Genomic DNA, 19,606 nt, shown 5'->3' on the forward strand with positions numbered 1-19,606 from the left:
GCTTATTCGGCCGGGGTGCTGCATTCCCGGCCAGGCGAATGCGCACGCTACCCTTAGGCCGTCATCGCCGATACCCGTTTCATGAGCTGGGCGTGCCGCGCTGGCGCCCATCGCCTCAGGACTGATCAATAAGCGCCAGCAATTGCCGATAAACGGCCGGATTGGCCATCAGCACCGCATTACCGTTCATCAACCCCTGGTTATGCATAAAATCATTCGTCACGCCGCCGGCCTCGCGCACCATAACGATGCCCGGCAGGCTGTCCCAGGCGTTCATATGGGGTTCGTAATAGCCGATCAGCCGGCCGGCCGCCACATAGGACGTCATCAACGCGCCGGACCCGTTGCGGATAAACATGCCGCCGGCGCGCAGCAGGTTGCCGATAAAAGGCGTAAACACCCCGGGGGCGACCCGGCCCGAGGTCCCCACGCCCACCAGGCCGTCGCGCACCGCTTGGCCGCCGTGTACCCGCAGCGGCGTATCGTTGACAAAGGCGCCTTTGCCGGCGCAGGCGTGGAAGATTTCATCGTGGTTGGGATCGCAGACCACGCCGATGATGGGTTCGCCCTGGATAACCACCCCGATGGCAACGCACCAGGTATGCAGTCCGTTGAGAAAAGCGCTGGTGCCGTCTATCGGATCGACCACCCAGGTACAAGACGCGGTTTGGCCGCCGCCGGTTTCCTCGCCGAGAAAGCCATCCTGCGGGAACCTGGCGGTGATGGCCTGGTGGATAAGGGCCTCCACGGCGCGGTCGGCAATGCTGACCACATCCTGCAAATCCCCGCCCTTATGCTCCACGTCCAGCCGGTGGCGCTGCTGATAAAAGGCAAACGCGCGGCGGGCGCCGGTTTTCGCCAGTTCACAGGCAAAACGGTAGCGTTCGTCAATATCCTGCTGAGTGACTATGTCCATTTCCGCCTCAATATTATTATCTCGTCTCTCGTCGTCTACCGGCCCTTGCCGGGCGGCGGGGCTGGCAGCAATGATGATATACGCAGGCGCATCACAGCACATCCAGATGACGGCAATATGACCCGCGGGACGTCCTGACCCTTTACCGGCCGGCGCATTTGCCCGATGATGTCATCCCCGGTTGCGATTCGCCGGCGCTACCCGCTACCGCCGCCGGGGAAACCCCTCTAACGGAGAAAATACATGATTGTTGAGATGCGTGTTTATCATTGCCTTCCCGGCCGCCTGCCGGCACTTCAGGACCGCTTCCGGAATACCACGCTGGCATTATTTGCCCAGTACGGTATCGAGCCGATAGGTTTCTGGACCACCCTCATCGGCCCCAGCAACCATAGCCTGACCTATTTGCTGAAGTGGGACAGCCTGGCCGATCGCGAGGTCCGCTGGAGCGCCTTCCAGGCGGATACGGCGTGGATAGCCAAGCGTACGGCCAGCGAGGCGGATAAACCTATTGTCGAACGTATTGAAAATTCCTTTTTAACGCCGACGGACTTTTCCGCTCTTCGCTGACAAGACGACACTCCGGTCCGGTGCGGATTAACATGCGCAGTTTATGCTGTCCGTGCCGGGCTGGCCGCGGAAATGATTGCCGGCGGCGGTGAGCGCTATAAAGAATCAGGGAATAAGAGAATTTTTGGCGGTATTCAGTGTGACGATAGCGGGTTGATAGATTTGGATATCCTGGATGATGTCGAAGGAGAAATAATGTCCGTCCCGGCTGGGTACAAACTCTGAATCAGGTATAAACGCCGCGCCCTCCAGACCCGCATTGAGCAGATCCAGAATCAGCCGCGGCTCGGATACCTTCATCAGGATATTCACTTCCTCAATCTCCGCGTAGAGTTTATTCAGCAAGAATTCATAGGTTCCCTCGCCGTCGATACGGTGATGCAATATCAGCGGCAGCTTGCCGATGTCGGATAAATTAACGCGCTTGCCGGCGAACGGGCGGGAAAATGAGGCTGATAATACGGCGATAAGTTTTACCGGCGCCAGTTCGCGTACATAAAAAGAGCTGCATTCCCTTGGGCTTTGGATCAGCGCGATATCCAGCGCCTTTTGCGCCAATAACGCTTCAAGATGGCTGGAATCTGAGACCAGTACGTTAATATCCCAGTCAGGCTGCCGCTGGTAAAAATCCAGCAGGGTTTGGTTAAAATAACGCAAATACAAATAGGATACGCCGATTTTGACCACTCTTTTTTGCCGGGTGGCGATAGCGATGGTCTGTTTTTTCAGCGCGTTAACCTGGCTTAACACCTCGCAGGAATGGCGGTAAAGAAAGGTGCCCGCCTCGGTGAGCAGCATTTTTTTCGGGGTGCGGATAAACAGCGGCGAACCGATTTCCGCCTCCAGCTCGTGCAGCCTTTTGCCCAGCGGCGGTTGGGCGATATTCAGCAGCTTGGCCGCCTTGCTGATCGATCCCTGCTCGGCGATAGCGCAAAAATACCGCAGCCTTTTCAGGTCCATTCCACTCTCCCGGTGCCCCCTGACGTGAGCACAGCATAACAGTAAATCCCGGTACCGCTAAGATGGGCCGCGGTATTTGTGTCAAGGGGATGGCCTGGCGATCAGTGAATAAACAGGGTCCAGAAATGGGAAATGGGCAGCACCAGCACCAGCGCCGGTAAGAGATTTCCCACCGGGAACGATTTAATGCCGGCAATACGAAACCCGGTGGCCAGCATGATAAATCCGCCGGCGGCGGTAAAGTCGCCCATCATTTCAGGGGTGGTGTGCGGCATAATCAGCACGGCGGCCGAGGCGATGCACAGCTGGATAACTAACTGCGGCACGGCAATCAGGGCGACGGCGTAACCCAGCACGGTGGCGAAAATCGCCGCGGTGAATATATCCATGATGGATTTAACGAACAGGATATTGGCGTCGTGAGTCATGCCTTCGGTCATGGCGCCGATAATACCGGTGCCGCTGGCGCAAAACAGCACCAGGATCGCCACGAATTTTTCGGTGAATACCGCCGGATCCAGCTTGCCGTCATCCGCTGAAAAACGATTGGCAATGCCTTTGGCGATATTACCCATCATGCCGATACGTCTTTCCAGATAAACCAGCTCGCCGATGGCCGCGCCCACGATAAGCGATAATATCACCACCGGCAGGCTGTGGATTTTGACAATAAGCGCGATACCCAGCCCCATGGAGGAGAGACCGAAGGTCAGCGGTAAGGCAATGCGCAGCCGCTCGGGGATTTTGTCGCTAAAAAATGCGCCGACAATACCGCCCGCCAAAACGGCGCAGCCGTTGACGAATGGACCAATTAACATCAATTATTCCTTAGAATGAAGACTATTTCCGCATCAGCCGCGCGGGATTTCGCCCCAGCGTTTAAGATTGCCGACGTCCAGACCGAATAAATCCAGCGCGCGGGCGGCGCTGTGACGGACGATATCGTCCACGCTTTGCGGGGCCTGGTAAAAGGCGGGAACGGGAGGGAATATTATCCCGCCCATTTCCGTTACCGATTGCATGTTTTTCAGATGGGTAAGATGCAGGGGGGTTTCCCTGACCATCAGCACCAGCCTGCGCCGCTCTTTTAAAATCACATCGGCGGCCCGGGTCAGAAGATTGCCGGCCAGTCCATGGGCAATCGCGGCGAGACTGTTCATTGAACAGGGCGCGATTATCATGCCGAGCGTTGTAAACGAGCCGCTGGCTATCGCGGCGCCCAGATTGGTTACGCTGTGCACTTCATCCGCCAGTTTCACCACCTCCTGGCGCTCATAGGTCGTTTCGAGCGCCCTGGTGGCTTCCGCTCCTTTGCTGATGACCAGATGCACTTCAATATCCTGTTCATGTAGCAGCTCCAGCACTTTCATGCCGTACTGGAACCCGGAAGCCCCGCTGATGCCTACGATAATGCGCCGCTTACTCATCTTAACAACTCGGTTTATTTAAAATCAGGCAGAAATTTCCGCACGTCGACTTTTTTGAATTTGGAACGGACAAAGTGCGATTTCAGATGAAAGGGTACCGTGCAGTCAAAAATGGTTTTACAGGATACGCCCTGCTGCGAAATGCTCGGGCTGTATTCCGGCACCTGCGACGGGTCCAGGGGGTGGCAACGCACGCCGGGGATAAAGATGGTATCGACGTCGCCCTGATAGCGGGTCTGCATCGCCCACAGGATATCGTCGGTATCAAAGATATCGACATCCTCATCGACCAGGATGACGTGCTTGAGTTCCGAAAACGCGGCGAAGGCCAGCAGCGCCGCCTGCCGTTGCCGGCCTTCGTCAACCGGCGAGGCTTTTTTGCATTGCAGCACCGCCAGCAGCTTGCCGCCGCCGGAGGTGTGGGCATGCACGTTCAGCACCCGCCCCGGCATGGCCCGTTCAATCATATCCAGGATACTGGCCTCGGTGGGAATGCCCGCCATGCTGACATGCTCGCCGCTGGGACCGAGGGTGGTTTGCAGGATCGGGTGTTTTCGGTAGGTGACCGCCTTGACCTTGATAACCGGCAGCGCCGCCTTGGCTTCGCCGGTATAACCGGGGAATTCGGGCATGGCTTTACCGGTATGGGTGTTCTGGTCTTCCCGCACGCGTACGTTGGGCAACAGTTCGCCTTCGATAACAATTTCGGCGTGCGCGATGGCGCGCTCGTCGATGGTCAGGCAATTGACCAGCTCGACGGCTTTGCCGCGCAGCGCGCCGGCGATACTGAGTTCGTTAAAGCCAAGCGGGGTGGTGGGCGGCTCGAAGCAGGCGGCGATTTCGATGGCGGGATCGACGCCGATGCTGATGGAAATCGGCAGCGCCTGTCCCAGCCGTTCGGCTTTTTCACGGAAGGCGTCGATATGCCGGCCTGGCGTCAGCCACATGGACAGTTCGTCGCGGCTTTGAATGCAAAGACGATGAATGGTGATATCGGATTGTTTGGTTTCCGGGTCGGAGGCGTAGCATAACCCCATGGTGAAATACGGGCCGGCATCCTCTTCGGTATTGGTCGGCGCCGGTAATAATGTCCGCAGGTCAAACGCCGGATCCGAGGCGAGATGGACCACTTCCTGGCATACCGCCTTTTCCTTGCCGACCACGACCGGCGCTATGGCGTTGGCTACCGATTCCTTTAACAGGAAACCTAATCTTTCCGGTGCGCAGTTAAGCAGATGGCCCACGCGTTCGCGGGTAGACATCAGGCCGGTCACCACGCGCACGCCGGGGAATCCCTTAATGGTATTGAACATCATCGCCGGCCCTTTGCGTGTCGGGCGCTGGCAGGTGCCGCCCGCGCCGACGTAGCGATAGACGCCGGATAATTCAGCCTCGGGATCGACCTCGACATCGGTGCTGACGAATTCACCGGCAATCGTTTCCAGCAGGGCGATGGCCGACCGGAGATCCTGTACGGGTTGCCGATCGGTGTTAGGGTTCTGTTCTGACATTTTTCCTCCGAAAAGACAGTGATATACATCCTGCGAAGACTATATCCCCGGCCACGTAATGGATAAAGTACCGTTTATATTCAGCCGGTAAACCTTTTTGGTTTAGATAAGCTCATGAAAAAACACGCCGCAGCGTATTTCCCGCTCTCCCGCCATGACCGCGGAAACCCGTTTCGTTTGCGGTTGCGGATCTGCTAGATTAATTCGTGTCCAGGATGAAAGGAGCGATATCATGACCCGTCTTACCGCTAACGATTTTGATCCGCAGCTGCTTGAGCTGTATGACTATTACGTCCATGGCAAGATCACCAAGCGTCAATTCCTGGTCAAGGCGGCGCACTTCGCCGTCGGCGGTTTGACCGCCGCCGGCATACTGTCCTTGCTCAGCCCCAATTATGCCCTTGCCCAGCAGGTTGAATTTACCGACCCGGATATCGCCGCGGAATATATTACCTACCCGTCGCCCAACGGCCACGGCCAGGTGCGCGCTTACCGGGTGCGTCCCGCGGCGGCCAGGGAGCCGGTGGCGGGGGTGGTGGTGGTACATGAGAACCGCGGGCTCAATCCGTATATCGAGGATGTGGCCAGGCGCGTCGCCAAGGCGGGATTCGTGGCCCTCGCCCCCGATGGACTCAGCTCCGTCGGCGGTTATCCCGGCAATGACGACAAAGGCCGCGAACTGCAGCAGCAGGTGGATCCCACCAAACTGATGAATGATTTTTTCGCCGCCATTGAGTATCTGATGGGGCGCGGGCAAACCAACGGCAAGGTGGGCATCACCGGTTTTTGCTACGGCGGCGGGGTGGCCAACGCGGCGGCCGTGGCCTATCCCGAGCTTGGCGCCGCCGTGCCTTTTTACGGCCGGCAGCCGAAACCGGAGGACGTGCCGCGCATCAAGGCGCCGCTGCTCTTGCATTATGCCGGGCTCGATACCCCCATTACCTCGGGCTGGCCCGCTTATGAGACGGCGCTGAAAGACGCCGGCAAGACCTATGAGGCCTATATTTACCCCGGCGTGAACCACGGATTCCATAACGATTCCACGCCGCGCTATGACCAGGCGGCCGCCGATCTCGCCTGGCAACGCACCATCGCCTGGTTCCGGCGTTATCTGGCGTAACCGCGGCGGGCCTGATGCCGCGCCAGCGGCCTCTTAAGCTCCGGGGGCGTCGAGGTGGGTGCTTTTCAGCTGGTTATCCTGCTGATGGCGTTCGAGCGCCAGCGTGATCAACCGGGTGATAAGCTCGGCATAGCCGATGCCGCTCGCCTGCCATAATTTCGGGTACATGCTGATATTGGTAAAGCCGGGCAGGGTATTGACTTCGTTGACAATGGCGTCGCCGGCGGCGGTGAGGAACAGGTCCACCCGGGCCATGCCCTGGCACTCCAGCGCCTGGTAGGCCTTGACGGCCATGGCGCGGATGCGCTCGTTGACCAGGGCGGGGATATCGGCGGGGATCGCCACCGTCGCGCCCTGTTCGTTGATATATTTGGTTTCGTAACTGTAAAACGCGTCGCTGAGAATAATTTCTCCGCAGCCGCTGGCCTGCGGCTGGTCATTGCCCAATACCGCGCATTCGATCTCGCGCCCGGTAATGGCCGCCTCCACCACCACCTTATGGTCATAGCGGAATGCCAGTTGCACCGCGTGGTTGAATCCGGCTTCGTCGGCCACTTTGCTGACGCCGATGGAGGATCCCTGGTTGGCCGGCTTGATAAACAGCGGCAGCCCGAGCCGGGCGCTGACCGAGGCGAAATCATGGCTGGCGCTATTGGCCCGGGTCAGGGTCACAAATGGCGCCACCGGCAGGCCGGCATCGCGCAGCAGACGTTTGGCGATGTCTTTATCCATGCAGAGCGCCGATCCCAGCACGCCGCTGCCGACAAACGGAATATTGGCCATGCGCAGCAGGCCCTGTAACGAGCCGTCCTCGCCGAGCGTGCCGTGGACAATGGGAAAAATCACGTCCATCTGCGCCAGCGCGCTGGCGTTACGGCTTTCGATAAGCTGATGGCTCGCCTGTCCGGGCACCAGCGCCACGCCGGTATGGGACGGGTTCAGGGCGATACGGGCCGGATTGTCCTGATGGAGCAGGTAATCCGAGGCATCGTTAACGTGCCAGATGCCCTGTTTATCGATGCCCAACAGGGTCACATCAAATTTTTCACGGTCGATATTGTCAACAATGTTTTTCGCCGATTGCAAAGAGACCTCATGCTCGGCCGATTTCCCGCCAAAAATGACGCCTACCCGAATCTTTTTCATCTGTTGATCCTTATGGTTGCCTGCTTTTATTGGCAGGCCACTGTCGTCTGGCTGGCGTGCGCCGGCAAACCCATGGGTGTTGCCGTCCCGTCCGACCACATTATCACCGATGCCGCACCTTGCGCCAGATGCCGGCGCCGGGGCCGCCGGGCAACCGCTGACGGCGCCCTGGCCTCAGGCCGCATTTTTGCCGCGCAGCCGCCAGCCGGCGGCGAGAAGAATAAACCACAGCGGCGTGACCATCAGCGCCGCGCGGGTATCCTCCTGCAGCGTCAGCAACACCAGCACAAACAGGAAGAAGGCCATGCAAACCCAGCACATCACCTTGCCCAGCGGCATTTTAAAGCGCGACTGCCGATGGCGCTCGGGATACCGTTTCCGATAGGCCAGGTAAGAGCAGAGAATAATGGTCCAGACAAACATAAACAGAATGGCGGATACCGTGGTCACCAGGGTAAATACCGTCATCACGTTCGGGATCAGGTAGATCAGCGCCACGCCGATAAGCAGGCACAGGCAGGAGAACACCAGGCCGTTGGTCGGCACGGCGCGACGCGATAGCAGCGCGAAACGCCGGTGGGCCACGCCCTGTTCCGCCAGGCCGTACAGCATGCGGCTGGTGGAAAACATGCCGCTGTTGGCCGAGGAGGCCGCGGAGGTGAGCACCACAAAATTCACCACGCTGGCGGCGGCGGGCAGGCCGGTCAGCATAAACATCGACACAAACGGGCTGTGGTCCGGCGCCACGCTGTCCCAGGGCGTTACCGCCATAATGGCCATCAGCGCCAGCACGTAAAACATAATCACCCGCAGGGGGATGGCGTTGATGGCGCGCGGCAATACGGTGTGGGGGTCGCGGGTTTCCGCCGCGGTGGTGCCGACCAGTTCAATCCCGACAAAGGCGAATACCGCAATTTGGAACCCGGCGAAAAAACCGTCGAGACCTTTGGGAAACAGGCCGCCGTGCTGCCAGAGATTCGCAATGGATGCCGTGCCGCCGGCGGGCGAGTGGTAGTGCATCGCCGCCAGCAGCGCGCCGGCCGCGATCAGGGCGACGATGGCGATGATCTTGACCAGGGCGAACCAGAATTCCAGCTCGCCGAACAGCCGCACGGTGGCGATATTCAGCGAAAAGAACACCGCGACGCACAGCAGGGCGCTCATCCAGATGGAGAAGCCGGGAAACCACAGCTGAAAATAGGCGCTGATGGCCACCACGTCGGCAATGCCGGTCACCACCCAGCAGAACCAGTAGGTCCAGCCGGTAAAGTAACCCGCCCAGGGGCCGAGCAGGTCGGCGGCGAAATCGCTGAAAGATTTATAGGCCAGGTTGGAGAGCAGCAGCTCGCCCATCGCGCGCATCACGAAAAACAGCATAAAACCGATAATCAGATAAACGAAAATGATCGAGGGCCCGGCCAGGCTGATGGTTTTGCCGGAACCCATAAACAGGCCGGTGCCAATGGCGCCGCCGATGGCGATCAGCTGGATATGGCGGTTATTCAGGCTGCGTTGCAGCGTATCCGCAGGCGCTTGCGTTGCCGGGCTCTGTGTAGAATGTTCAACCATATAGACCTATTCCTGTCAGTGATGTTGTGTCGGCTCTGCCGGCCGATAGCTGTGAAAGGGGAACCGTTTCGCGGGGCATAAGATAAAGTAATAATGAGGCGGGGGGGTAATGGTTTTTTATTGCGGCGCCGGGGGCTTTTGACCGGCTCAGCGCTTCGCACCCATCATAAAGGCCAGTTTACGGCCGCCGCGGGTCTGTTCCAGCGCCAGTTTAACCGACAGGGTCAGCGGCACCGCCAGCAGCACGCCGGTCATGCCCAGCAGTCCGTCCCATACCACCAGGGAGATGATCACGGTGCTGGTGGTCATATCCAGCTTACGTCCGATGATGTAGGGCTCCAGCATGCATCCCAACAGCAGGTTCAGCGCCAGGAACACCATCAGCACCGCCGCGCCCGCGCCGGCGCCGTTAAAGATAAACGCCTGGATGACCGGCGGTATCGCGGCCAGCACCGAGCCGATGACCGGGATAAAATTCAGCAGGCAGGCCAGCGCGCCCCAGATAAAGGCGAACTTGACCTGCAGCAGCAGGAGGGCGCCCCAGATAATCAGGCCGCTGACCAGGCTGGAGAGCGTTTTTATCGCCAGGTAATGACTGACGAAGCCGATGCCCTGGCGCATGGCCGCCATGCCCGGCGATGAGGCGTGCAGCAGGCGCTGGCTTTTCGCCACCAGGGCGGGCACTTCGATAAGCATAAACAGCACCATCAGGAACACCACCAGTACCGTCGACAGAATGTCCGAAATCCGGCCGAGGGTACGGGTGGCCATCCGCAGCAGCTGGCCCGGGTCGAGATAGGTCATGACGTCGTCCGGCGTCAGCGTGACCCCGGCGCGCGCCAGCGGGGCCAGTCCGGCGGACAGGGGACCGGACAGCAGGCCGCCCGCCTGGCTGCTCATCTGGTTGAGTTCCGGCAGGGCGTCCATGATGTTGAGCAACGTGAACAGCAGCGCGATGAGCAGGCCGCCGCTCAGCAGCGCCACCCCCGCCAGCCGCGGCAGGCCCAGGCGTGTCATCAGGCCGATCAGCGGCTCCAGGACAATCGCCAGAAACAGCGCCAGCAGCAGCGGTACGATAACCGGGGCGGCCAGATGCACGCCCGCCAGCACAATCACCACGCAGGCCAGCAGGCGCAACACGTCAGTCAGGGCTATTTGCTGTTTATCATGAAGGGTCATGCGGTGTGCTCCCGGAGTGCGCCATCGTTGCCGCCGCGCCATGTCGCCGGCATGGAATCCGGCCAATATAGCGCGGGAAACCGGCATTTGCCGTGACGGCCGTCCACCGGTTTTCACTTCATATTGAAAGGGAATGCGGCTGAAGGTTAATCATACAAACCGTCGCGTTGCACGGCGGAATGGTTTTTATTGTCGCGGATGCGGCGCACGGAATCCCTGATCATCAATGTGCCGTTCAGCAGCAGATTGCCCACCGGCGCGTCGGGACACAACAGCCGCTGCTGCAGCGTCCTGACGGCCTCCACGCCCAGTTCGTCGCGCGGCACGTGCACCGACGTCAGCGGGATATCATGGATCGCCGCCAGGTTAAAACCGTCCATGCTCATCACCGACACATCCTGCGGCACGCGCAGGCCGGCCTGGCGCAGGGCGTTGACGGCGCCCACCGCCATAAAATCCCCGCCGGCCAGAATGGCGCTCGGGCGCTGCGCCGGCGGGCAGCGGCGGATAAAATCCCCCAGCGCCCGTTCCGACTCCGCGGTACCGAACCCTTGCACCACCAGCTGATGGCGCTCTTCGTCAAAGGGCAGGTTATGGGCATGCCAGGCTTCGCGTATCCCGTTCATACGCAGTTCCATGGTGTAACGCCGCAGGCATTGCAGGGTCAGGATATTACGGTGTCCCTGCTCAAAGAGGTATTGGGCGGAAAATTCGCCAATCAGCTGGTGATGCGGCGATACCGAGGGCAGGCGCATGCGGCGATCGTAACAGTTAATCAGTACGCAGGGTTTATGCAGTTCGGCCGCCAGGGTATGGATGCGGTCATCATCAATGCCGACCAGCAGCGCCGCTTCCGTCTGCGGCTGGTTCATCCTGGCGAGGAACAGGGCGGCGTCGCTGTCGTTCTCGTCCAACGCGCAGTAGCGCAGCCGCACCTCATGCTGCTCCAGCGCCCGGCTTATTCCCTGGATCACCTTGTAATAAAAAATATCGGTACGCACGTCGAACGCCCGCGGCGGGGCAAACACCAGCAAACTGTTCAACAGCAACCGGCCGGTGGACAAATTATTCATGACCCCCTCCAGCCGGGCGGCCTGTAGTACGCGGGACCGGGCCGCGGGACTGGTATTGGCTTTGCCCGCCAGCACCCGGGAAACGGTACTGATGGACAGTCCCGTTTCCCGGGCGATATCGGTGATTTTCAACTTTCCTTTCATTTTGTGATCGCCTTCAAATTAGCAAATGAAAAAATTTTCATAACGCCTTCGGCAGCGTCCCCGGGCCTCCCGGCGCAGAGAGGCGCCGGATTCACTATCTCATGAAAATCTTTGCAAAAAATGGCCTCGACCCGCGTTTTGGGCTCTTTTACTGTCGGGCGATGGTCACGTTTTACGTCTGGACGCGGGCGGTGTGAATGAGGGTAATCCGATGGACGGCAAGCCGGCGGAACGCGCAGCGTCTCCCGCCTCGCGCCCGCCGTTCGCAACCTGGGGTAAATCATGAATCTTGAAGGCCATACCAAAGCGCTTTCCCTGGCGGGTAAACGGGTAGTGCGAAATTTACGCTGGTGGATGCTGGCCCTGTTCCTGCTTGGGGTCACCGTTAACTACATCACGCGCAACGCGCTGGGGATCCTGGCGCCCGAGCTAAAAGCCAGTCTGCATATGACCACCGAACAGTATTCGTGGATCATCGCCGCCTTCCAACTGGCCTATACGGTGTTCCAACCGTTTTGCGGCTGGCTGATTGATGTGATTGGTTTAAAAATGGGGTTTTTCGTTTGCGCCCTGATCTGGTCGGTCATGTGCCTGCTGCACGCCGGGGCGGGGAGTTGGGTGCAATTGGCCATCCTGCGCTTTTTTATGGGCGCGTCGGAAGCGGCGGCCACACCCGCCAACGCCAAGGCGATTGGCGACTGGTTTCCTAAAAAAGAACGTCCCGTGGCGGCGGGTTGGGCCGGCGTCGGGTTTTCCATCGGCGCCATGCTGGCGCCGCCGATCATTTATCTGGCGCACGCCAGCTTCGGCTGGCACGGCGCCTTTTTTCTCTCCGGCGGCCTTGGCCTGCTATGGGCGGGCATATGGTGGTGGCTTTACCACTCGCCCGCGACCCATCCCAATCTGGGCGAGGATGAGCGCGGGTTTATCGGCCAGGACCATGATCCCGACCCGGTCCGGCAGCCGTTCTGGCAAGCGCTGAAAACCATTGCCCGGCTCAAGCGTTTCTACGGTATCGCCATTCCGGCCTTCCTGGCCGAACCGGCCTGGGGCGTGCTGAGTTTTTGGGTGCCGCTCTACCTGGCCAACGAACGCGGCATGGAACTGAAACAGATTGTGCTGTTCGCCTGGCTGCCGTTTCTCGCCGCCGATTTAGGCAGTATCGCCAGCGGTTATCTTACCCGCCTGTATATTCGCTGGTTTGGCTGCACGCGCATCAATTCGATCGTCGCCAGTTCCATCACCGGCGCTTTTCTGATGCTGTCGCTGGCGTTGATGACGCTGGTGCAAACCCCCTGGCTGGCCATCCTGCTGATTTCCATTGGCGGTTTCGGCCATCAGGTGATCTCCTGCATGCTCAGCGCCCTGGTGGTGGAATCTTTCGATAAGGGCCAGATGGCGACGGTGAACGGCATGCGCGGTTCCTGCGCGTGGATCGCCAGTTTTCTTTTTTCATTAATTATCGGCGTCACCGCCGATACCATCGGCTTTAACCCGCTCTTTGTCGCCATGGGTTTTTTTGACCTGATCGGCGCTATTTTCCTGGTGATGTTTATTGCCGAACGGCGCGTTGGCGCGCCGGTATGACGTAGAGGAAGCAACAAATTATGAAGACGTTGAAACAGTGGCAACTGAACCGGCAAACCGACCACTTTATTGAGCTTAGCGTGGACGGCGCGCATCTTTTCCGCCTGTATGTGCTGGAAAACGGCCTGTTCCGCGTGCTGATCAAAAAGGGCGGGGAGCTGGCGCTCGATCGCACCTGGAGCATCGCGCCGCAGCGGGATGTCCCCTGGGAAGGGCGGGATCGCGAATATATCGATGATTTTGCCTTGCCCGCCTTCGAGCTTGAGCATTGCGACAAGTCCCTGCGCCTGAGCACCGACCGGGTGAGGGTAACGGTGCACCAGCCGCTGTGGCTGGAATGGGAATACCGGATAGCGCCGGGCGGCTGGCTGCCGCTGGCCTGCGATCGTCCCACCGGCGCGTATTTGCTTAACGCCCATGGCGACGGCGCGGAGCATTATCAGCGCCGGTATGGGCAGGACCGTTATTACGGCCTGGGCGAAAAGGCGGGCGATCTTAATCGCCTCGGCAAGCGCTATGAAATGCGCAATCTCGACGCCATGGGGTATAACGCGGCGTCCACCGACCCGCTGTATAAGCATATCCCGTTCACCATCACGCAGCGTGGCGACGCCAGCTTCGGCCTGTTCTACGATAATCTCAGCAACAGCTGGTTTGATTTAGGCAACGAGCTGGATAATTACCATCCGGCCTATCGGCGCTATCGCGCCGAGGCGGGGGATCTGGACTATTATCTGTTTCTGGGCCCGCGCGTGCTGGACGTCACCAAGGCTTTGGTGCGGCTGACGGGCAAAACGGCGTTCGGCCCCAAATGGAGCCTTGGCTACAGCGGGTCGACCATGCATTACACCGACGCCCCGGACGCCCAGCAGCAACTGCTGGCTTTTATCGCCTTATGCCGCGAACATGCCATTCCCTGCGATTCGTTCCAGCTGTCGTCCGGCTATACCTCCATTCACGACAAACGCTATGTTTTCAACTGGAACCGGGAAAAGTTTCCGCGCCCGCGGGAGATGACGCAGGCGTTTCACCAGGCGGGGATCAAGCTGGCCGCCAATATCAAACCCTGCCTGCTGCGGGATCATCCCCAGTATGCCGCGGCGGCGGAGCAGGGTCTGTTTATCCGCGATTCTCAGCATGACGGCCCGGCGAACTCGCTATTTTGGGACGACGAGGGCGCCAATCTCGATTTTACCAACCCGCGTACCCTGGCCTGGTGGCAGGAAAATGTCACCCGGCAACTGCTGGAGGTCGGCATCGACGCCACCTGGAACGACAATAACGAATATGAACTGTGGGACGGCGAGGCGCGCTGCCAGGGGTTTGGCCGTGAAATCGCCATTAAACATATCCGCCCGGTCATGCCGCTGCTGATGATGCGCGCCTCTCTGGCCGCCCAGCAGCGGTTCGCGCCGCAAAAGCGGCCGTATCTGATTTCCCGCTCGGGCTGCGCCGGCATGCAGCGTTATGTCCAGACCTGGAGCGGCGATAACCGCACCAGCTGGCAAACGCTGCGGTTTAATACCCGTATGGGGCTGGGCATGAGCCTGTCCGGGCTTTATAACATCGGCCATGATGTCGGCGGTTTCGCCGGCGACAAGCCGGATGCGGAGCTGTTTGTGCGCTGGGTGCAAAACGGCGTGATGCATCCGCGTTTTACCATCCACTCCTGGAATGATGACGGCACGGTCAACGAACCCTGGATGTACCCGTCGTCGACGGCCATGGTGCGCTCGGCCATCCGCCTGCGCTATCGCCTGATGCCCTATCTGTATACCCTGTTCTGGCAGGCGTGCAGCGAGGACGAACCTATGCTGCGCCCGACGTTTCTCGATCATGAGCACGATGAGCGCGCCTTTGCCGAAACCGATGATTTTATGCTGGGGCGCGATCTCCTGGTCGCGAGCGTCGTGGAGCCGGGCGCGCGTAAAAGGCGGGTCTACCTGCCGGACAACACCGCCGGCTGGTATGACTGGCACAGCGGACAATGGTTTGCCGGCGGCCAGGATATCGTCCTCGACGCGCCGCTGGAGCGCCTGCCGATGCTGGTGCGGGCCGGGGCCGCCATTGCGCTTTCCGGCTGTTATCAGTGCCAGGATCCCACCCTGGATGATGAACGCCGCCTGGCGCTGTTTCCCCTGCCGGGGACAGAGGAAAGTTCGGGAATGCTGTACGAGGATGACGGCGAAAGTTTCGCCTGGCGGGACGGGCACGCGCTCTGGCTGGAATGGGATATGCAGGCTGGTCCCGGCCGGGTGGATATCCGGTTCCGGCGGCGCGGCGATTACCGGCCGGCCTGGCGCGAGCTGGTCCTGCAACTGCCCGCAGGCGATACGCGCGCGCTGTATATCGACGGCGCGCGCACCACCCGATACCTGCTGGCCTAGGCCGGCGACGCCTGCAGGTTGGGACGGCGCGTTCGCCCCGTGTCCGCCGCCCGGCAGGTCCCGGCTTTTTATCCGCTGAACGGGCCAGGCCGCATGGCGACGGCGCCGCGGGCCTGGCGCGCATCAGCGCCATGCGGCCTGGCCGCCTGCTCTTATGCCGCTTTTCGCCGTTCGCGCGGGTGTCACTGGTATGTAAATTAAATGTGATGGAGATCGGTAAACGAACAAAAAATACTTGTATGGTAGTAAGCATCTGCATATCTTTTCACCACATTCATTCGGCGGGCGCCATTGCGCGCCGCTGATGGCATGTATAACGGAGATATCCCCTCTCTGTACCTGAAACTGTGCCTGAGACAATTTGCAGAGAATAACCCTATGAGTATAAAAACAGAGTCAACACGCCATCAGCCGGTACGAAGCACCGCTGATCTGGTCAAGGTTTCCGTATCCGGCTGGCTGGGCACCGCCCTGGAGTTTATGGATTTCCAGCTGTATTCGCTGGGCGCGGCATTGGTTTTTCATGAGGTGTTTTTTCCGGAACAATCCGCCGCCATGGCATTGATCCTGGCCATGGGCACCTACGGCGCGGGGTATATCGCCCGTATCGTCGGCGCGTTTATCTTCGGCCGGATGGGCGATACCATCGGGCGCAAACGGGTGCTGTTCATCACCATCGCCATGATGGGTATCTGTACCACGTTAATCGGCGTGTTGCCTACCTACGCCCAGATCGGCATCTACGCGCCGTTACTGTTGATCATTCTGCGTATTATCCAGGGGCTGGGCGCGGGCGCCGAAATCTCCGGCGCCGGCACCATGCTGGCCGAATATGCGCCCAAGGGAAAACGGGGGCTTATCTCCTCCCTGGTCGCCATGGGGACCAACTGCGGCACCCTGTCGGCCACCGCGATTTGGGCCGTGATGTTTTTTGTGCTGGATAAAGAGCAGTTGGTGGCCTGGGGCTGGCGTATTCCTTTTTTATCCAGCATCGTGGTGATGATTTTTGCCATCTGGCTGCGCCTGAACCTGAAAGAAAGCCCGGTTTTTGAAGAGGTGAAGGACAGCGGCGAAGGCAAGGTCGCGGTTACCGACGCGGTGCTTGATACCCATTCCCTGGCGGCGATGTTCGGCAGCAAGGCCTTCTGGCTGGCGACCGGGCTGCGTTTTGGCCAGGCCGGCAATTCAGGATTGATCCAGACCTTCCTGGCCGGCTATCTGGTGCAGACGCTGTTGTTTGAAAAAAAGATCCCCACCGACGCGCTGATGATAAGTTCGGTGATAGGCTTTCTCAGTATTCCCCTGATTGGCTGGCTGTCCGATAAAATCGGCCGGCGGTTGCCTTATATCCTGCTGAATATTTCGGCGATTATCCTGGCGTATCCTATGCTGTCGATGATTGTCGACAAGAGCAACGACGTTAACACCATTATGGCCTGTATTATCATTATCCATAATTTCGCCGTGCTGGGGCTGTTCGCGCTGGAAAATATTACCATGGCGGAAATGTTCGGCTCGCGTAATCGTTTCACCCGGATGGCGATTTCCAAGGAGCTGGGGGGATTGGTCGCCGTTGGGTTCGGTCCCGTCCTGGCCGGTATTTTTTGCAGTATGACCGGTTCCTGGTGGCCGATTACCGCGATGATCGTCGTATATTCCTGTATTGGGCTATTCTCCGCCGCCTGTATGCCGGAAGTGAGGGATCGCGAGCTGAGCACCCTGGAGGATGCGGCGTAATTCGCCTGCGGCGGAGCTTATGTTGCCGTGGCGGCTGGCGGGGAGATTTATGTTTGCGGTAAGGGTTTCGTTTGTAGTGCGCGGTGAGGCTTATGGTGCCGCGGCGGTAAGGCTTATGGTGCCGCGGTGGTAAGGTTTATGTTGCCGCGGTGAGGGTTTCGCTTGCCGTGCGTTTGGGGGTTTATGTAGTGCCGGGTGCCGGCAAGCGACAAAGAGGCCGTACCGCGACGGCCTCCTTGACCTCCGCGCGTCCGGCAGGTCGTGCGCCGCTGCGCGGTCCCCGGCATCACCCATCCCGGCTTGTGGACCGCCCGGTATGCGCTCCCGGCGCAAACCGGGCTTTCGCCGCTCCCGGCGGCTCATCCAGCCAAGATGCGCGCTGCCGGCGCACTCTATGCCGGCACCACGTCAACACCATCGCCTGTGAGTAAAATAGCGTTTTGGGGGCCATCGCGGTATGTGATTACCGGGAAAAATATCAGTATTTATTTTGGGCTGATGGCTGAAAGCGTAAGGTTTAAGTTGCATGAATGATGAACGCCTTATTGCATGGCTGCATGACTGCATGACTGCATGACTGCATGACTGCATGACTGCATGACTGCATGACTGCATGACTGCATGACTGCATGACTGCATGACTGCATGACTGCATGACTGCATGACTGCATGACTGCATGACTGCATGACTGCATGACTGCATGACTGCATGACTGCATGACTGCATGACTGCATGACTGCATGATTGCATGATTGCATGACTGCATGTCCAACTTTTCGCTGTGCCAGCTGCATTCCGTACCCGTTGTATTCCAGAACCGTCAATCGCATTCCGACGCCAGACCCTATCCAAAACTACAGCGCCGCTGTTGTTTCATAATATGCAGCGCCAACAGCGACATGTGGACCGGCATAAAGCGCGCTGACGGCGCCTGTGCCCCCGGCATGAGCCGCCGGGAGCGGCGAAAGGCCCGGTGGCGCCGGGAGCGCATACCGGGCCGGTGCATCACGGGGGCATGGGCGACGGAAGGCATCGCGCAGCGACGCGCGACCTGCCGGGCGCGCGGAGGTCAAGGAGGCCGTCGCGGTACGGCCTCTTTGTCGCTTGCCGGCGCCCGGCAATACATATGAACACCTCACGCACGGCAAGCGAAACCCTCACCGCGGCCACATAAACCTCACCACTGCGGCCACATAAACCTCACCGCCGCGGCCACATAAACCTCACCACCGCGGCCACATAAACCTCACCGCCGCGGCCACATAAACCTCACCACCGCGGCAACATAAGCCTCCCCGCTAGCGAAACCCCCGCCGGCTGTCCAATAGCGCTAAATCAAATCACATACCGTGCCATGGGGCGCTACACCGGCTTTAACGCCCCCTGGCGGCGGGCTTTAAGACGCGCCGCGTTTGTCTGCGGTATTATGCTCGAAATCAGCCGCGTCGTGGCGTTCATGCAACTGCTCGGCGGGATCGCCCCAGGTACGGTTGACCTTGCGTCCGCGCTGCACGGCGGGGCGCCGGCTGATGTCCTCGGCCCAGCGCGTGAAATGCCGGTAGGAGGTAATATCCAGGAACTCGCCGGCGTCATACAGCCCACCCTGCACCAGGCTGCCGTACCATGGCCAGATGGCGATATCCGCAATCGAATAATCCTCGCCGGCGATAAAACGGTGTTCGGCCAGTTGCCGGTCCAGCACGTCGAGCTGGCGTTTGGCTTCCATGGTGAAACGATCGATGGCGTATTCAATTTTTACCGGTGCGTAATTATAGAAGTGGCCGAAGCCGCCGCCCAAATAAGGCGCGGAGCCCTGCAACCAGAAAAGCCAGTTCAGCACTTCGGTGCGCGCGGCGCGCTCCTGGGGCAGGAAACGGCCGAATTTTTCCGCCAGATAAAGCAGGATGGAACCGGATTCAAATACGCGGATAGCCGGCGACGCCGAACGATCGAGCAGCGCGGGAATTTTAGAATTGGGATTGACGGCCACGAAACCGCTGGAAAATTGATCGCCTTCGCTGATGCGGATAAGGAACGCATCATACTCCGCGCCGCTTTCGCCCAGCGCCAGCAGCTCCTCCAGCAGGATGGTGATTTTCTGCCCGTTAGGCGTGCCCATGGAGTAAAGCTGCAGCGGATGTTTACCGACCGGCAGCGTCGCCTCGTGGGTCGGGCCGGCGATGGGGCGGTTGATATTGGCGAACGCGCCGCCTTGTTTCGGCTGCCAGGTCCAGACTTTGGGCGGTTGATAGTTATTTTCCGACATAGTGCGGGTTAGC

General features: G+C 59.5%; 15 protein-coding genes. 5 read left to right on the forward strand and 10 right to left on the reverse strand.

Features of this window, described 5'->3' with window-relative positions; all coding sequences use genetic code 11:
• Positions 1 to 115: 115 nt before the first annotated feature.
• The gene (locus ACL2XM_RS07555; RefSeq protein WP_413723021.1) at positions 116 to 916 is read right to left on the reverse strand and encodes an inositol monophosphatase family protein; all 801 of its coding nucleotides are present in this window, start codon (positions 914 to 916) and stop codon (positions 116 to 118) included.
• A 243-nt stretch (positions 917 to 1,159) separates the two neighbouring features.
• On the opposite strand from ACL2XM_RS07555, the gene ACL2XM_RS07560 reads away from it, so the two are divergent.
• Positions 1,160 to 1,486 carry an NIPSNAP family protein gene (locus ACL2XM_RS07560; protein ID WP_410014720.1) on the forward strand — a complete coding sequence of 109 codons (327 nt, stop codon included), beginning with the start codon at positions 1,160 to 1,162 and terminating at the stop codon, positions 1,484 to 1,486.
• A 105-nt stretch (positions 1,487 to 1,591) separates the two neighbouring features.
• Here ACL2XM_RS07560 and ACL2XM_RS07565 read toward each other — a convergent pair whose 3' ends face one another.
• From ACL2XM_RS07565 to ACL2XM_RS07580, 4 genes are all read right to left on the reverse strand, one after another.
• Positions 1,592 to 2,446 (reverse strand): LysR family transcriptional regulator, encoded by an 855-nt coding sequence (locus ACL2XM_RS07565; RefSeq protein ID WP_413732673.1) that lies wholly within the window; start codon positions 2,444 to 2,446, stop codon positions 1,592 to 1,594.
• A gap of 101 nt (positions 2,447 to 2,547) precedes the next feature.
• Positions 2,548 to 3,264 carry a DUF554 domain-containing protein gene (locus tag ACL2XM_RS07570; RefSeq protein WP_413732675.1) on the reverse strand — a complete coding sequence of 239 codons (717 nt, stop codon included), beginning with the start codon at positions 3,262 to 3,264 and terminating at the stop codon, positions 2,548 to 2,550.
• A 33-nt stretch (positions 3,265 to 3,297) separates the two neighbouring features.
• Complete coding sequence (locus ACL2XM_RS07575; protein ID WP_410014723.1) at positions 3,298 to 3,873, reverse strand: UbiX family flavin prenyltransferase; 576 nt, start codon at positions 3,871 to 3,873, stop codon at positions 3,298 to 3,300.
• 14 nt (positions 3,874 to 3,887) lie between these two features.
• A complete protein-coding gene (locus ACL2XM_RS07580) occupies positions 3,888 to 5,384 on the reverse strand; it encodes a UbiD family decarboxylase (protein ID WP_410014724.1) in 1,497 nt (498 codons plus the stop codon).
• 232 nt (positions 5,385 to 5,616) lie between these two features.
• Between ACL2XM_RS07580 and yghX the strand changes: the two genes are divergently transcribed.
• The gene (yghX, locus tag ACL2XM_RS07585; RefSeq protein ID WP_413723018.1) at positions 5,617 to 6,504 is read left to right on the forward strand and encodes a YghX family hydrolase; all 888 of its coding nucleotides are present in this window, start codon (positions 5,617 to 5,619) and stop codon (positions 6,502 to 6,504) included.
• Between the two features lie 33 nt (positions 6,505 to 6,537).
• Here the strand turns inward: yghX and ddlA are convergent, their stop codons facing one another.
• The 4 genes from ddlA to ACL2XM_RS07605 form a co-directional block, all read right to left on the reverse strand.
• Entirely contained in the window at positions 6,538 to 7,650 is a 1,113-nt protein-coding gene (ddlA, locus tag ACL2XM_RS07590) for a D-alanine--D-alanine ligase (RefSeq protein ID WP_413723017.1), read from the reverse strand.
• 174 nt (positions 7,651 to 7,824) lie between these two features.
• The gene (gene cycA, locus ACL2XM_RS07595; RefSeq protein ID WP_413723016.1) at positions 7,825 to 9,219 is read right to left on the reverse strand and encodes a D-serine/D-alanine/glycine transporter; all 1,395 of its coding nucleotides are present in this window, start codon (positions 9,217 to 9,219) and stop codon (positions 7,825 to 7,827) included.
• A gap of 147 nt (positions 9,220 to 9,366) precedes the next feature.
• Entirely contained in the window at positions 9,367 to 10,398 is a 1,032-nt protein-coding gene (locus tag ACL2XM_RS07600; RefSeq protein WP_413730311.1) for an AI-2E family transporter, read from the reverse strand.
• Between the two features lie 146 nt (positions 10,399 to 10,544).
• Positions 10,545 to 11,615 (reverse strand): LacI family DNA-binding transcriptional regulator, encoded by a 1,071-nt coding sequence (locus tag ACL2XM_RS07605; RefSeq protein ID WP_413723014.1) that lies wholly within the window; start codon positions 11,613 to 11,615, stop codon positions 10,545 to 10,547.
• A gap of 282 nt (positions 11,616 to 11,897) precedes the next feature.
• On the opposite strand from ACL2XM_RS07605, the gene ACL2XM_RS07610 reads away from it, so the two are divergent.
• The 3 genes from ACL2XM_RS07610 to ACL2XM_RS07620 all read left to right on the forward strand — a co-directional run bounded on the left by ACL2XM_RS07610 (position 11,898) and on the right by ACL2XM_RS07620 (position 17,326).
• A complete protein-coding gene (locus tag ACL2XM_RS07610; protein WP_413723013.1) occupies positions 11,898 to 13,202 on the forward strand; it encodes an MFS transporter in 1,305 nt (434 codons plus the stop codon).
• Between the two features lie 20 nt (positions 13,203 to 13,222).
• Entirely contained in the window at positions 13,223 to 15,589 is a 2,367-nt protein-coding gene (locus ACL2XM_RS07615) for a TIM-barrel domain-containing protein (protein WP_413732677.1), read from the forward strand.
• A gap of 378 nt (positions 15,590 to 15,967) precedes the next feature.
• A complete protein-coding gene (locus ACL2XM_RS07620; protein WP_413728204.1) occupies positions 15,968 to 17,326 on the forward strand; it encodes an MFS transporter in 1,359 nt (452 codons plus the stop codon).
• Positions 17,327 to 18,723: 1,397 nt separating this feature from the next.
• On the opposite strand, the gene yghU is transcribed toward ACL2XM_RS07620, so the two are convergent.
• Complete coding sequence (gene yghU, locus ACL2XM_RS07625; RefSeq protein WP_410014733.1) at positions 18,724 to 19,593, reverse strand: glutathione-dependent disulfide-bond oxidoreductase; 870 nt, start codon at positions 19,591 to 19,593, stop codon at positions 18,724 to 18,726.
• Positions 19,594 to 19,606: the final 13 nt, after the last annotated feature.

It is taken from the genome of Sodalis sp. RH20 (assembly GCF_047324205.1).
Taxonomy (GTDB): Bacteria; Pseudomonadota; Gammaproteobacteria; order Enterobacterales; family Enterobacteriaceae; genus Acerihabitans.